This window comes from Ruegeria sp. HKCCD7255 (assembly GCF_013031565.1).
Taxonomy (GTDB): Bacteria; Pseudomonadota; Alphaproteobacteria; order Rhodobacterales; family Rhodobacteraceae; genus Ruegeria.
On the sequence record NZ_WQAG01000003.1, the window covers coordinates 154928 to 169085 of the forward strand.

Consider the following 14158-nt stretch of genomic DNA (forward strand, 5'->3'; position numbering starts at 1 on the left):
CAGGCATAAGGCCTTATGCGTGACGCATTTGCCGTCGCAGCCGCCTGAGTGTCGCCTGGCGACATGGATCACGAGGGCCTATTCGTGATCCTCGACCGCTACTTCGCACGCCGCTTTTTGCAAAGCTTCCTGATCATCGGCGCAATATTCCTGACTCTGATCATACTGATCGACCTGATCGAACAAGTCCGTCGTTTCGACGATGCGGATCTGACGTTTGGTCAGTTGATCCAGCTTACGTTGTTGAATACCCCCGCAGCCATCAGTGAGATGCTGCCGTTGCTGATGATCCTGTCGACAATAGCCTTGTTTGTTGGCCTTGCACGCAGTTCGGAACTTGTGGTTACGCGCGCAATCGGCAGATCCGGGATTCGGGCTTTGCTTGCACCCGTTTTTCTGGCTCTGGTTATCGGTGGATTGGCGGTGGTCCTGCTGAACCCGATCGCGGCTGCGACTTCGGAAGAGTTTCAACGCCTGTCCGAAAGCTATCGCAGCGATTCGCGTTCGACCTTGTCTATCAGTCGCGAGGGCTTGTGGCTGCGCCAGGGGTCTGCAAACGGCCAATCCGTGATCCATGCGCGGGCCGTGACAAACGAAGAAATGCTGGTACTGCGCAATGTGACCATCACCACCTTCTCGGGCGATGGCACACCGGTAGAACAAATTGTCGCGGATCGTGCGCAGTTGGAGCCGGGGCAATGGGTGCTCAAACGCGCGAAAACCTGGTCATTGGTTGACGGCGAGGTAAACCCGGAAGCTACGGCTACCTCGTATAAAACGCTCGACATTCCGACGACCCTGACACGTGAGCGAATACTCGACAGGTTGGGCCAGAAAAAGTCTGTATCCATCTACGACCTGCCTCAGCTGATCGAAGATCTGCGCGAGGCCGGGTTTTCGACCAAGCAATACGAGGTCTGGCTGCAAACTCAGCTGGCGCGGCCTTTATTCCTTGTTTCCATGGTCCTGATCGGTGCTGCGTTCACGATGCGCCATGTGCGCTTTGGGGGAACCGGAATCGCCGTACTAACCGCAGTTCTCTTGGGATTTGCCATTTATTTCATTCGCAACTTTGCGCAGATCCTGGGCGAGAACGGGCAACTCCCAATTTTTGTCGCCGCCTGGGCTCCTCCGTTTGCGGCCATACTTCTGTCGATGGGTCTGTTGCTTCACGCGGAGGACGGTTGATGCCGCGTTTGCTGCCATGGCTTTTGTCGACCGCGTTGGTGCTGAGCACTTCGATGGTGTCTGTTGCGCAGCCTGTTCAAGACGCTGGAGAAGAGTCTGCAACCGAACAACAAGACGCTCCTGCGCTGCTTGTGGCTGACCAGATCTTTATCACGCCGGACCGAAAGCTTGTTGCAGAGGGGAACGTCGAGGCGTTTCAAGGCGATGTAAAGCTGACAGCCGAGCGCGTGGTCTATGACCGCAGTACGGGTGAGCTTCAACTGGAAGGCCCTATTCGCATTGACCAAGCCGGTCGGTCGACCCTGCTGGCCGACAGCGCCGAATTGGACAATGGTTTGCGCAACGGTTTGTTGACCGGTGCCCGGATGGTGTTTGACCAACAGGTCCAGATTGCGTCGGTGCAAGCCACCCGGGCCGCAGGGCGTTATACGCAGTTCAGCAAAGTGGCTGCCACATCCTGCCGGGTTTGCGATGACGGCAAACCACCGCTATGGCAGATCCGTGCGCGCAAGGTCACCCATGATCAGCTTGAACGCCAGCTGTATTTCGAGGGTGCTCAGTTTCGCATTCTGGATGTACCTGTCTTCTACTTCCCCGTCCTGCGCCTGCCCGATCCGACCCTGGACCGCGCCACCGGGTTTCTGGTGCCGTCAATCCGCACAACCTCGCAGTTGGGCACGGGTGTTCAGGTCCCCTATTTCATCAAGCTCGGGGATCACAAGGATCTGACTCTGTCGCCATACATCTCATCCAGCACCCGAACGCTGGGGTTCCGCTATAGGCAAAGGTTCAAACGGGGTCGTATCGAGTTCAACGGCGCCCTCACCCGCGATGATCTGCTGCCTGACGAAAATCGCGGCTATCTGTTTGGACGGGGACGTTTCAACCTGAACAATGATTTCAGACTGTCCTTCGACATCCAGACCACGTCAGACAACGCTTATCTTGCCGATTACGGACTTCCGGATTTCGACCGTCTGCGCAGTGAAGTTGCTCTTGAGCGGATCAAGCGAGACACAGCTTTCAAAACCGGTGTGATCTATTTCGAAACCCTCCGGGATTCGGAAAGCCAAAGTGAGATTCCTTCGTTGGTCTTCGACCTGAACTATCGCAAACGCTTTTTCCCGCGCATGCTGGGGGGCGAGGTCGAGCTTGCGTTCCTGACCCATGCTCATGAGCGCACAAGTGATCTGGACGTCACCGGTCGCGACGTCGCACGCGCCACGCTGGATGCTGAATGGCTGCGGTCTTGGACCTATGCCACCGGTTTGCGGGCCGAAGCCCGGGTGGGGGCCTCTGTCGACACGTTTGACATCCGCAATGACAGCCAGTTCCCCGATCAGATCACGCGCGCTACCCCGCGTGCCGCGTTCACGCTGCGCTATCCAATGGTTCGCCGCGAACAGTCGGGCGCGTCACAAGTGCTTGAACCCATTGCGCAGATCGGCTGGGCGCATGTGTCGGATACAAATGTTCCAAACGAAGAAAGCACGTTCCAGGAGTTTGATCAGGGCAACCTTTTGTCGCTGTCACGTTTTCCAGCCGAAGATCAGCGCGAAGATGCAGCTACTGCCGCTATTGGCTTGAACTGGTCGCGATATGCGCCGGGCGGCTGGCACGCGCTGGCCACAATTGGTCAGGTCTTTCGGACACAGGCCAATCCCGAATTCACTCTGACATCAGGCCTGCAAGGGACGTCATCTGATCTGCTGCTTGCCGGTCAGTTGAACAATGGCAACGGCCTGACGTTCTCGGCGCGTGGCCTCTTGGACGGAGATTTCAGCTTCAGCAAAGCTGAGTTCCGCACAGCATGGAATAACGGCGACGCTGGTCTGGCTGGCAGCTATGTCTGGCTGGAACCTGATCCTGTCGAAACCGGTGGCGATGAAATATCAGAAATCTTGGTCTCAGGCCGCTACAACGTGAACCAAAGTTGGACCACGACCGCATCTGCCCGATACGATTTCAGTGAATCCGAACCGATCCGCGTCGGTCTGGGCGTCACCTATAGAAACGAATGCGTTCAAGTAGACTTGAGCGCCAGACGTCGTTTCACCTCAAACTCGACTATTGAGCCTTCGACCGAATTCGGGTTTACCGTAGCCCTGACTGGGTATTCCGTTGACGGTGGTGGCAGGAAGTTCAAAAAGGCATGCAGTTGATCTTAGGTACCAACAAGTTTCCTGGCGCGTTTCTGCGTCGCTTTGCTCTGCCCGTGCTGGCATCTGTTTCGCTGACGTTGGGGACTCTGCCGTCTGCTGCCCAAAGCCTGTTCTCACCGGCAATAAAAGTGAACCAGGATATCGTCACCTGGTACGAACTGGAACAGCGACAGCTGTTTCTTGAACTCTTGGGCATACCTGAAAGCACTGAAGCTGACGTAAGACGCGCGTTGATCGATGATCGGATCCGCAAACAGGTATTGCGCAATGCCGGCATTCAGGCGAGCCCCGAAGCCGTCCAAAGTGGCATTGACGAATTCGCCGCGCGCGGCGGGTTGGAGCCCGAACAATTCCTGCAATTGCTAAGTGATGCGGGCGTTGACCAGGAAACGGTCCGGGATTTTATCGAAGACCAGGTTGCGTGGAACGATTTTGTGGCCGCGCGTTTCCTGTCCCAATCCCGTCCCACCGAGGATGAGATCAACCGCGCCCTGGGCCAAGGTGGAAGCGGTGGCCTGCAGGTTCTTCTGTCTGAGATCATTATCCCAGTGAACCAGCAGAACCTGGCACAAGTTGATGCTTTGGCGCAGGAAATTTCCGCGCTGTCAGGGCAAGAGGCTTTTTCGTCTGCCGCCGCGCAGTATTCCGCCTCTCAGACCCGGTCCAATGGCGGTCGTCTGGACTGGTTGCCGATCAGCAACCTTCCTCCGACGCTTCAGCCTTTGATCATCAGCCTGCGGCCCGGCGAGATTACCACGCCCCTGTCCCTGCCCAACGCCATAGCCCTGTTTCAAATGCGCGGTCTTCGCGAGGTTGCGGCAGGCGCACCCAGATATTCCAGTATCGATTACGCTGTCTACTATATCCCCGGCGGCCGTAGCTCTGCGGCGCTTTCCGCTGCGGCCCAGCTCAGGGAAGAGATTGACACTTGTGACGACCTATATGGTGTTGCCAAGGATCAACCCAGTGAGGTTCTTGAACGCGTTACCGCCGCGCCCGGTGAGATCCCGAGCGATGTTGCGCTTGAATTGGCCAAGCTCGACCCGAATGAGGTTTCAACGGCGCTCACGCGCAATAACGGTCAAACGCTGATGTTTCTCATGCTGTGCAACCGAACCCGCGATTTGGGAGAGGACACTTCAAGAGCAGATGTTGCCAATGCTCTGACGCAACAGCGCCTGTCGGCCTTTGCTGACAGCTTGCTGTCCCAGCTGCGCGCCGAGGCCGTGATCATCGAAGAATGACCGCCCCAATCGCCCTTAGCTGCGGAGAGCCCGCGGGCATTGGTCCCGAAATCGCCGCCAAAGCCTGGGATGCTCTGCGTGACCGCTGCCCCTTTGTCTATCTGGGCGATGCGTCGCATCTTCCAGCGGGCACACCAGCGGAACAGATCACCGATCTTGCCCAAGCAAACGCCATCAGCGCCCAAGCGCTGCCCGTCTGGCAGATCGACTTCCCCGCGCCCAACACCCTCGGACAACCCGATCCGCGCAATGCGGCATCCGTGATCGCGGCGATCGAACAAGGTGTGGCCCTGACCCAAAGCGGTGCGGCCTCGGCCCTGTGTACCGCGCCAATCCACAAAAAGGCCCTGATCGATGGTGCCGGTTTTGCCTATCCCGGCCATACCGAGTTTCTCGCCGCACTTGCCGGATGCGATCGAGTGGTCATGATGTTGGCCTGCGATGCGCTGCGCGTGGTCCCCACCACAATTCATATCGCCTTGTCCGACGTGCCCAAGGCGCTGACCCCGGATCTGCTGCGCGACACGCTCGAGATCACCGCACGCGGCCTCCAGCGGCAGTTTGGCATAAAGCACCCGCGCCTTGCGGTCGCCGGGCTAAACCCCCATGCAGGCGAAGGTGGCAAAATGGGTCAGGAAGAGCTGGACTGGATTGCACCCTTGCTGGCTGACGTCCACATTGAAAGTGCCACCGTCACCGGCCCTCATCCCGCAGACACCATGTTCCACGCCGCTGCGCGAAGCCGCTATGACGCGGCGATTGCCATGTATCACGACCAAGCCCTGATCCCGATCAAAACGCTGGATTTCGACCGGGGCGTGAACATCACTCTGGGCCTGCCCTTCATCCGCACCTCGCCAGATCATGGGACCGCACTGGATATCGCGGGTCAGGGCATCGCCAATCCCACAAGCCTGATCGAAGCGCTTAAGCGCGCGCAACATATGGCACTAAGCTATTGAACCTTAGTGTGGCTGAAAATATCCCCGCTGGAGGCCTAAAGTTTCCTGGCATAGACCAACGGGAACGCGTCACGGGAACCCGATCATGAGCGCAATCGACACCCTGCCCCCTCTGCGTGACGTCATCGCGACCCATCAGCTTTCCGCGCGCAAATCGCTGGGCCAGAACTTTCTGCTGGATCTAAACCTGACCGCCAAGATCGCCCGTCAAGCTGGGGATTTGACCCAATGCGACGTGCTGGAAATCGGCCCCGGCCCGGGCGGGTTGACCCGTGGGCTTTTGTCCGAAGGTGCGCGCAAAGTGGTGGCTGTGGAAAAGGACACCCGCTGCATCGCCGCGCTGAACGAGATTGCCGCCGCCTATCCGGGCCGACTTGAGGTGATCAACGGGGACGCATTGGAGATCGACCCGATGGCGCATCTCACGCCACCCATTCGCGTCGCCGCCAACCTGCCATACAACGTTGGCACGGAATTGCTGGTGCGTTGGCTCACACCACCCGCTTGGCCACCCTTCTGGCAAAGCCTGACCTTGATGTTCCAACGCGAAGTGGCCGACCGCATCGTGGCGCAGCCCGGCAGCAAAGCCTACGGCCGCCTCGCCATACTGGCGCAATGGCGGGCTGACGCACGCATCGCAATGTCACTGCCGCCCGGAGCCTTTACTCCACCCCCAAAAGTGTCCAGCGCGGTGGTTCATCTGACCGCCCTGCCCACGCCACGCTATCCGGCTGACGCCGCTACATTGTCGCGAGTGGTCGCTGCTGCCTTTAATCAGCGCCGCAAGATGCTGCGCGCTTCGCTCAAGGGCCTCGCCCCGGATATCGAAGACCGTCTGCGCGCGGCAGGTATCCAACCGACCGACCGTGCCGAACAGATCCCGCTTGAGGCATTCTGTGCGTTAGCCCGAGAGCTCAAAAAAGACTGAAGGCAAGAAAAAAGCCCCGGGCCTGACCCTCGGGGCTTTGCTTTCAGGACTATACCTTATTCCGCTGCTTCTGGCGCATCACCGGGATCGGTTGGTGCAGGCTCTTCCGCTGGCGCGGCTTTGGGCTTGCGCGCGCGCGGTTTGCGGGCAGGCTTTTCCTTTTTCTGAGGCACCGCTGTTTCGGCACCTTTGCTTTCGGGTGTTTCCACCAACCCGCTTTCCGGAGCGGCCTCGGCTGCGGCAAAATCCATCACTTCGGGCTGCGGTGTCTCAGCAGGGTCGGCCTGACGGGCGGCAGCTTCGCGCTCCTGACGTTCTGCGCGCTCGCGGTCACGCTCGGCCTGACGCTCGCGGTTCTGGCGCTCCTGCTCTTCGCGGCGCGCTTCCATCTCGCGTTGTGCCTCGCTGAGCAGACGCAGGTAATGCTCGGCGTGTTGCTGGAAATTCTCAGCCGCCACGCGGTCATTCGACAGTTGAGCATCGCGCGCCAACTGATTGTATTTATCAATAATTTGCTGCGGCGTGCCACGCACTTTGCCTTCGGGGCCCGAGCTGTCGAAAACCCGGTTTACAACGTTACCACCAGAGGGACGATTGCGGTTATTCTTGGCCCGCGAGCGGGATTTGGAAGATCTCATCTACTTTACATCAGCCTTGTCATTCGCTGTCGATCCACCCGTTCTTTACGCTGCTCAAAGGCATGTGCCGTAACGAATGATCGACTTTTGGGCTTGGCGTCAGGGGTGAGCTGGAACAGCATCAACCTCGCCGACTGTTATTGAGTAAGCATGTCCAGCGCGCGCAGACAAGGGGTTTGTCGGTTTTTTCGCAGCTTTTTTACATAAAGCGGCACAATTTGGCCCTTGCCTACCCTATTGTTCTGGCAATTTTGCGCCGACAACCCGATCGCGCCCGTCCAGATCAGGAATGACGCGAATATCGGCCAGCCCTGACGCATCAAACAAGGAAGACACCGTGCGCGCCTGAGTTGGCCCGATCTCGACCAGCAGCCGGCCGCCTTTGGTCAGATAATCCGGCGCTGCAGCCGCAATCTGACGATAGGCCTCTAGCCCATCGCTTTCATCGGTCAGGGCGAGGCGCGGTTCGTGATCGCGCACCTCGGGTGCAAGGTCTTCCATCTCATTCTGCGCAATGTAGGGCGGGTTCGAAACGATCAGGTCAAATTGCCCCTCAACGCTTTCAACCCAGTTCGATTGCAGGATCTCGGCCCGGTTTTGCACATTATGCTGCACGGCATTGGCGCTGGCCTGCAAGCAGGCGGCTTCGCTCAGATCCACGCCGACACCCGTGGCGCTGGCGCGTTCCGCCAGCAAGGTGATGAGTATACAGCCCGATCCGACGCCCAGATCCAACACATGATCGAAGGGTTCGCTCAGCGCCGCTTCGATCAGCGCTTCGGTTTCCGGGCGCGGGTCCAGGACATCGCCGCTGACACGGAACCTGCGGCCATAGAACTCACGTTCGCCCAACAGATGCGAAACCGGCACACGAATGGCGCGCAGCGAAATCAACTGGTCATAGCGTTCGGCGATATCCGGCGCCAGTTCTTCTGGCGCAATCAGCGTCACGCGGCTGGCCTCAACTTTGGCCGCATGGGCCAACAGCAAACGGGCATCGCGCGCCGGGTCCGGCACACCTGCAGCCCGCAGCCGCGCGGTGGCAGCCACCATGGCCTGCGCTGCTGTCAAAGCAGCGATCATAGCGCCATCTCAGCCAGCAGCCGCGCCTGATCATTGGCAGTCAGCGCGTCGATCACCTCATCCAGATCGCCCTGCATCACCTGATCCAGCTTATAAAGCGTCAGGTTGATGCGGTGATCGGTCATGCGCCCCTGCGGGAAGTTATAGGTCCGGATCCGCTCGGACCGGTCGCCCGAGCCCACCTGACTGGCCCGATCCGCCGAGCGTTCGCTGTCGATGCGCTGGCGTTCCAGATCATAAAGCCGGGTTTTCAGCACCTGCATGGCAATCTCGCGGTTGCGGTGCTGAGATTTCTCAGAGCTGGTCACCACGATCCCACTGGGCAGGTGCGTGATCCGCACCGCCGAGTCGGTGGTGTTGACGTGCTGCCCTCCCGCGCCCGAACTGCGCATCGTGTCGATGCGGATGTCATTGGCGTCAATCTGGATGTCCACATCCTCAGCCTCGGGCAGAACGGCCACTGTGGCTGCAGAGGTATGGATGCGCCCGCCACTTTCGGTTTCGGGCACACGTTGCACCCGGTGCACGCCGGATTCGTATTTCATCCGGGCAAAGACATTGTCCCCCTTGATATGGGCGACCACCTCTTTGATGCCCCCCAGATCCGAGGCCTGTTCTTCGATGATCTCGAACTGCCAGCCCCGCGCCTCAGCATAGCGCTGATACATGCGCAGCAGATCACCGGCAAACAAGGCGGCCTCGTCCCCACCGGTGCCGGGGCGAATCTCAAGCATCGCGGGGCGCGCGTCAGCTTCATCGCGGGGCAACAGGGCCAGTTGCAACGCATGCTCGGCCTCTGGGATCTGGGCCTGCAGCTGAGGGATCTCTTCCTCGGCCAGTTCCTTCATATCCGGGTCGGCCAGCATCGCCTGCGCCTCAGCCAGATCCGACACCAGCTGACGCCATTGGCTGATCTGGTCAACCACCGGCTTGAGGTCGGAATATTCCTTGGCCAAAACCGCAATATCTGCGCCCGAGGCCCCATCGGCCATGGCCGCCTCGAGGTATTGAAACCGCTGTGTGATCTGTTCAAGTCGTTCTTCGGGGATCATCACGGGGGTGTGTCCCATCCGGGGGCTTTGGTCAAGGGCCACATCATGCTAAGCTTGCTGCTATGAAACGAATAATCCTTGCGCTTCTTCTGAGTTCCAGCCCGGCCTTGGCCGACTATATCGGCCCGGATGGCAAGACCCGCGACTGCTATTGTACCGACACATCAGGCACCCGCATCGAATTGGGGGAATTGATCTGCCTGCAGGTCGATGGCCGCATGTTCACCGCCCAATGTCAGATGTCCCTGAACGTGCCCATGTGGCGCGAGGTGCAAGAGGGGTGTTTGTCGTCAGGGCTGCAACAAAGCAAGCCAGCGCTCGACCCGGTCTCGGTTGACGCCGAAATCCCTGCGGCCAAATCGTAGGCGGGCATAGATCCGTAGCGTATCACCATCCTGCTGAACCGTGGTGTAATCGGGAAAGCCGAAGACCTTGGTGCGGGTGATATAGGTCACCATCCCCTGCTCCACGCTGCCCGCCAAAACCGTTGTGCGTGGTGTTGCCTGCGCGATCCGGTCGAGTCGCGCCAGCCCGTCCGGTCCGGTTTCAAACACACGCAGAACGCCTTTGGGCAAGTCCCGATCGGCTTGGGCCTGCGGTGGAACATGCCAACGCGCGGGATCGGATGGGGCCAGCCGGACAAAGCCCAATACCACCATCACGGCAGCAATGAATATGGCAAGCAACATGTTCCTCATCTCGCGCTAACCCTTTTGGGCACAGCCTAGTCGTATCGCGTCGCCGGGCAAGACAAGGCGCAGGCTATCGTGACGTCACGCCGGGTAGGATGCACAAAAGTTCAAACAAGAGATTGGCCGCCGTCAGCGCCGTATTGCCCGAGGGATCATAGGGCGGCGAAACCTCGACCAGATCACAGCCCACAAGGTTTATGCCCTTGAGCGCATGGATCAATTGCAATGCCTGCGGCGTGGTGAGGCCCGCAATCTCGGGCGTACCGGTGCCGGGGGCATAAGCCGGGTCCAGACTGTCGATGTCATAGGTGACGTAAACCGGGTGATCACCCACGGTTTTGCGAATGCGCGCACCGATCTCGGTCAGGTTCTGTTGCCACAGCTCCCACGCAGGGAATTGCTGGAACCCCCAGCCCTGCGCCTCGGTAAAGTCGCTGGCGGCATAGCCCGAACCACGAATGCCAATCTGAAAGGTCTTGTCGGGCACGATCAGCCCTTCCTCATAGGCGCGGCGGAACACGGTGCCATGGGTTTCACGCTCGCCAAACATCTCATCGTTCACATCGGCATGAGCATCCACATGGACCAAAGCCACGGGCCCGTGTTTCCCTGCAATCGCCCGCAGGATCGGCAGGGTGATCGAGTGATCGCCGCCCATCGCCACCGGGATCACATTCTGCGCCAGAATGCCGTCATAGCTGTTCTTGATGATCTTCAGACTGTCCGCCAGCGAGAAGGTGTTGATCGCCAGATCGCCGATATCCGCGATTTGCAGGCTGTCGAAAGGGGCCGCGAAAGTTGCCATGTTATAGGGCCGGATCATCGCGCTTTCGGCGCGGATTTGCTTGGGCCCGAACCGCGTGCCAGACCGCCACGAGGTGCCGATATCCATCGGTATCCCCAGCACCGCCACATCCAACCCGTCCAAAGCCTGCGCCTGCGGCAAGCGCATGAAAGTATTCGGCCCCGAAAACCGCGCCAGCTCATTGCCGCTGAGAGGTTGATTAAACTCTGTCATATTCTGCGCCTCTCCCACCCGGGTCTGTTGTTAAACAAATACTTATCGGAGCTATGGCTAACCAAAGGTTAAGGGCGCACAAGCTTGTCCCAGCCCAACAGGCAGATAATCTGCGTCGCCACATGTGCCCCTGCAATCGCTGTCGCGCCCGATGTGTCGTAGGGTGGCGAAACCTCAACCACGTCGCCGCCTTTGATATTGATCCCGGCAATGTCGCGCAGGATGATTTGCGCCTGGATCGAACTGAGCCCACCCCAAACCGGTGTGCCGGTGCCGGGGGCAAAGGCCGGGTCCAGCCCGTCGATGTCAAAGCTCAGATAAACCGGGCTATCGCCCAGGATGTCTTTGATCTTTTGCGCCACCACCGCCGGGCCGGATTCGTAAACCTCGCGCGCATCGATAATGTTGACGCCCAGCGTGTCTTCGTTGGTGGTGCGAATCCCCACCTGAACCGAGCGCTTCGGGTCCACGATCCCCGACTTCACCGCCTTGTAGAACATCGTCCCGTGATCCACGCGGCTCATATCGTCATCGGCCCAGGTATCGGTATGGGCGTCAAACTGCAGCAGCGACATCGGCCCGTATTTCTCGGCATAGGCTTTCAGGATCGGAAAGCTGATATAGTGATCCCCACCAAGCGCTACAGACGCCACATCGGCGGCCAGGATGGTGCGGATATGGTCGGTCAACGTGTCTGGAAAGGTCGGGATATTGGCGTAATCATAGGCCACATCGCCATAGTCCACGATCGCAAGCTCGCTGAGCGCATCAAACGGCCAACCATAGGGCGCATCGGGGGATTGCAGGGCGCTGGCCTCTCGGATCGCACGTGGCCCCAGCCGGGTACCGGGCCGGTTCGTGACCGCCTGATCAAAGGGCACGCCGGTTACGGCAATATCTACACCGCTCAAATTTTTGGTATAAAGACGCCGCAGGAACGAGGTCGCGCCGCCAAAGGTGTTTTCATACGACAGACCTTTGAGGTCGGGATTGGTGAAGGCTTCGTCCACCTGGTTCTTTGCGTCTTCCAATGCCATGCCCGATCCCCTCAGCTCAGTGGCTGCGCGCGCTCAACAAGGCGCGCAAAGAACGAGGCCCCCACCGATGCGACCTCATCATTGAAATTGTACTTTGGGTGGTGCAGCCCGGCGCCATCACCCTGCCCCAAAAACAGATACGCACCGGGGCGCTCTTGCAGCATGTAGGAGAAATCCTCGGCCCCCATTTCACGGCCAGTATTGCCGGTGACGCGGTCCTTGCCTGAAATCTCACGGGCGACCTCGGCTGCGAATTCGGCTTTCTCGGCGTCGTTGATCGTGGCCGGGTAGTTGACGTCATAATCCAGACGCGCCTCAACCCCGTAAGCTTTGGCCTGGCCTTCGACGATCTCGGCCATGCGCCGCATGACCATCTTTTGCACCGATGGGTCAAAGCTGCGCACGGTGCCGTTGATATAGGCGGTATCCGGGATCACATTGTTGACCGTGCCGGTGTGGATCTGTGTCACCGAGACCACCAGATCATCCAGCGCGTAATGGTTGCGGCTGACAATGGTCTGGATCGCCTGTGCGATGCCGCAAGCCGCCATCACCGGATCGCAGGTCTCGTGCGGCATGGCACCATGACCGCCCTTGCCCTGAATATGAATGTCGAACGTATCCACCGCTGCCATGATCGGCCCGGGGGTGGTATAAAATGACCCTTCGACAAAGCCCGGCGCATTGTGCAGCGCATAGACCTGAGAAATATCGAACCGGTCCATGATGCCTTCTTCGACCATGACACCGGCTCCGCCGCCGTCTTCCTCGGCAGGTTGAAAGATCAGGGCCACCCGACCCCGGAAATTCCGGGTCTCGGCCAAATAGCGTGCGGCCCCCAGCAACATCGTGGTATGCCCGTCGTGACCACAGGCGTGCATCTTGCCGGGGTTGGTCGAGGCATAGTCGACACCGGTTTCCTCGGTGATCGGCAACGCGTCCATATCGGCGCGCAGACCGATGGTTGGCCCCTCGCCCTGCCCGTTGATGATTGCGACCAGACCTGTCTGGGCAATACCCTCGTGCAGCTCATCCACGCCGAATTCGCGCAACCTGTCTGCCACAAAAGCCGCAGTCTGATGGCAATCAAAGGCCAGCTCGGGAATCGTATGCAAATGCCGCCGCCATGCGGTCATATCGGTTGAGAAATCGGCAATTCGGTTGACGACGGGCATCTGGGGTGGACTCCTGATCCAAGCTGCGGAATGGATGCATCTGACACGGGAATGAAAGGCGGCGCAATGGCGGAAAACTCTCTGATCCACAACAGCGATGCAGGTATCGAACGTCTGCTGGAAATCATGCGCCGCCTGCGCGATCCACAGACTGGTTGCCCCTGGGATATCGAACAGGATTTCGCCAGTATCGCACCCTATACGATTGAAGAGGCCTATGAGGTCGCCGACGCCATTGAACGCGAGGCCTATGATGAGCTGAAGGGTGAATTGGGCGATCTGCTGTTCCAATCGGTCTTTCACGCTCAGATGGCCGAAGAGGCCGGGCATTTCACCTTCCAGGATGTGGTGCGCACCATGTCTGACAAGATGGTGGCCCGGCACCCGCATGTGTTTGGCGAGGAATCTCGCGACAAATCCGCCGAACAACAGGTGCAGGATTGGGAAACCATCAAGGCCGCCGAACGCGCAGGCAAGGCACAGAAAGGCGCTTTGGATGGGGTTGCCGCCAACCTGCCCGCCCTGCTGCGGGCACATAAACTGCAAAAACGTGCGGCCCGCGTGGGGTTTGACTGGCCCGATGCCAGCCATGTGCTGGCCAAGATCACCGAAGAAGCCGCCGAGTTAGAAGAGGCGCGCGACCAGATGGATGCGGACGCGTTGGAGGATGAGTTCGGCGATCTTCTGTTCGTCATCGTCAATCTGGGCCGTCATCTGGGCGTCGAACCCGAAGCCGCCCTGCGCCGCACCAACGCCAAGTTCACCCGCCGGTTTGGACAGGTCGAGGCCCGGCTGGCCGAACGGGGCCGAACCCCATCTGAAAGCACGCTTGAGGAAATGGACGCACTGTGGGACGCGGTCAAAACCGAAGAACACCGGGCCAATGGCAAACTCTCGCCTGCTGTGGCGACGCCCGCGCGCAGCGAGGCGTAAAATAACTGGACAAGATCGGCAGCACTTGCGAGTGTCCGCGCTCTGA

General features: G+C 59.3%; 14 protein-coding genes. 7 read left to right on the top strand and 7 right to left on the bottom strand.

Going from position 1 to position 14158, the window contains the following annotated elements:
* Window positions 1-84 precede the first annotated feature (84 nt).
* From lptG to rsmA, 5 genes are all read left to right on the top strand, one after another.
* Window positions 85-1188 (top strand): LPS export ABC transporter permease LptG, encoded by a 1104-nt coding sequence (lptG, locus tag GOX45_RS07460; protein WP_171100133.1) that lies wholly within the window; start codon window positions 85-87, stop codon window positions 1186-1188.
* Window positions 1188-3350 (top strand): LPS-assembly protein LptD, encoded by a 2163-nt coding sequence (locus GOX45_RS07465; protein WP_171099517.1) that lies wholly within the window; start codon window positions 1188-1190, stop codon window positions 3348-3350. Before lptG ends, GOX45_RS07465 begins: the two co-directional genes overlap by 1 nt.
* Window positions 3341-4594, top strand: a complete 1254-nt coding sequence (locus tag GOX45_RS07470; RefSeq protein ID WP_171099519.1) for a peptidylprolyl isomerase — start codon at window positions 3341-3343, stop codon at window positions 4592-4594. The genes GOX45_RS07465 and GOX45_RS07470 overlap by 10 nt, the downstream gene beginning before the upstream one ends.
* Entirely contained in the window at window positions 4591-5556 is a 966-nt protein-coding gene (gene pdxA / locus GOX45_RS07475; RefSeq protein WP_171099520.1) for a 4-hydroxythreonine-4-phosphate dehydrogenase PdxA, read from the top strand. The genes GOX45_RS07470 and pdxA overlap by 4 nt, the downstream gene beginning before the upstream one ends.
* An 85-nt stretch (window positions 5557-5641) precedes the next feature.
* Complete coding sequence (gene rsmA, locus GOX45_RS07480; protein WP_171099521.1) at window positions 5642-6484, top strand: 16S rRNA (adenine(1518)-N(6)/adenine(1519)-N(6))-dimethyltransferase RsmA; 843 nt, start codon at window positions 5642-5644, stop codon at window positions 6482-6484.
* A gap of 56 nt (window positions 6485-6540) precedes the next feature.
* Here the strand turns inward: rsmA and GOX45_RS07485 are convergent, their stop codons facing one another.
* The 3 genes from GOX45_RS07485 to prfA form a co-directional block, all read right to left on the bottom strand.
* Window positions 6541-7122: a DUF4167 domain-containing protein gene (locus GOX45_RS07485; protein WP_171099522.1), complete on the bottom strand. Its 582-nt coding sequence runs from the start codon at window positions 7120-7122 to the stop codon at window positions 6541-6543.
* A 234-nt stretch (window positions 7123-7356) separates the two neighbouring features.
* On the bottom strand, window positions 7357-8205 hold the full coding sequence (gene prmC, locus GOX45_RS07490; RefSeq protein ID WP_171099523.1) for a peptide chain release factor N(5)-glutamine methyltransferase: 849 nt from the start codon (window positions 8203-8205) through the stop codon (window positions 7357-7359).
* Window positions 8202-9257 (bottom strand): peptide chain release factor 1, encoded by a 1056-nt coding sequence (prfA, locus tag GOX45_RS07495; RefSeq protein ID WP_171100135.1) that lies wholly within the window; start codon window positions 9255-9257, stop codon window positions 8202-8204. Before prfA ends, prmC begins: the two co-directional genes overlap by 4 nt.
* Window positions 9258-9319: 62 nt before the next feature.
* Here prfA and GOX45_RS07500 point away from each other — a divergent pair, with 62 nt between their 5' ends.
* Window positions 9320-9622, top strand: coding sequence for a hypothetical protein (locus GOX45_RS07500; protein WP_171099524.1), 303 nt, complete (start codon window positions 9320-9322; stop codon window positions 9620-9622).
* Here the strand turns inward: GOX45_RS07500 and GOX45_RS07505 are convergent.
* From GOX45_RS07505 to GOX45_RS07520, 4 genes are all read right to left on the bottom strand, one after another.
* Window positions 9548-9955, bottom strand: a complete 408-nt coding sequence (locus tag GOX45_RS07505; protein ID WP_171099525.1) for a DUF1499 domain-containing protein — start codon at window positions 9953-9955, stop codon at window positions 9548-9550. The two genes, GOX45_RS07500 and GOX45_RS07505, sit on opposite strands and share 75 nt — an antisense overlap.
* Before the next feature lie 64 nt (window positions 9956-10019).
* Window positions 10020-10967 carry an agmatinase gene (gene speB / locus GOX45_RS07510; RefSeq protein WP_171099526.1) on the bottom strand — a complete coding sequence of 316 codons (948 nt, stop codon included), beginning with the start codon at window positions 10965-10967 and terminating at the stop codon, window positions 10020-10022.
* Window positions 10968-11035: 68 nt separating this feature from the next.
* Window positions 11036-12004, bottom strand: a complete 969-nt coding sequence (gene speB, locus GOX45_RS07515; protein ID WP_171099528.1) for an agmatinase — start codon at window positions 12002-12004, stop codon at window positions 11036-11038.
* A gap of 11 nt (window positions 12005-12015) precedes the next feature.
* The gene (locus GOX45_RS07520) at window positions 12016-13179 is read right to left on the bottom strand and encodes a M20 aminoacylase family protein (protein ID WP_171099529.1); all 1164 of its coding nucleotides are present in this window, start codon (window positions 13177-13179) and stop codon (window positions 12016-12018) included.
* A gap of 66 nt (window positions 13180-13245) precedes the next feature.
* Between GOX45_RS07520 and mazG the strand changes: the two genes are divergently transcribed.
* Window positions 13246-14112, top strand: coding sequence for a nucleoside triphosphate pyrophosphohydrolase (mazG, locus tag GOX45_RS07525; protein WP_171099531.1), 867 nt, complete (start codon window positions 13246-13248; stop codon window positions 14110-14112).
* Window positions 14113-14158: the final 46 nt, after the last annotated feature.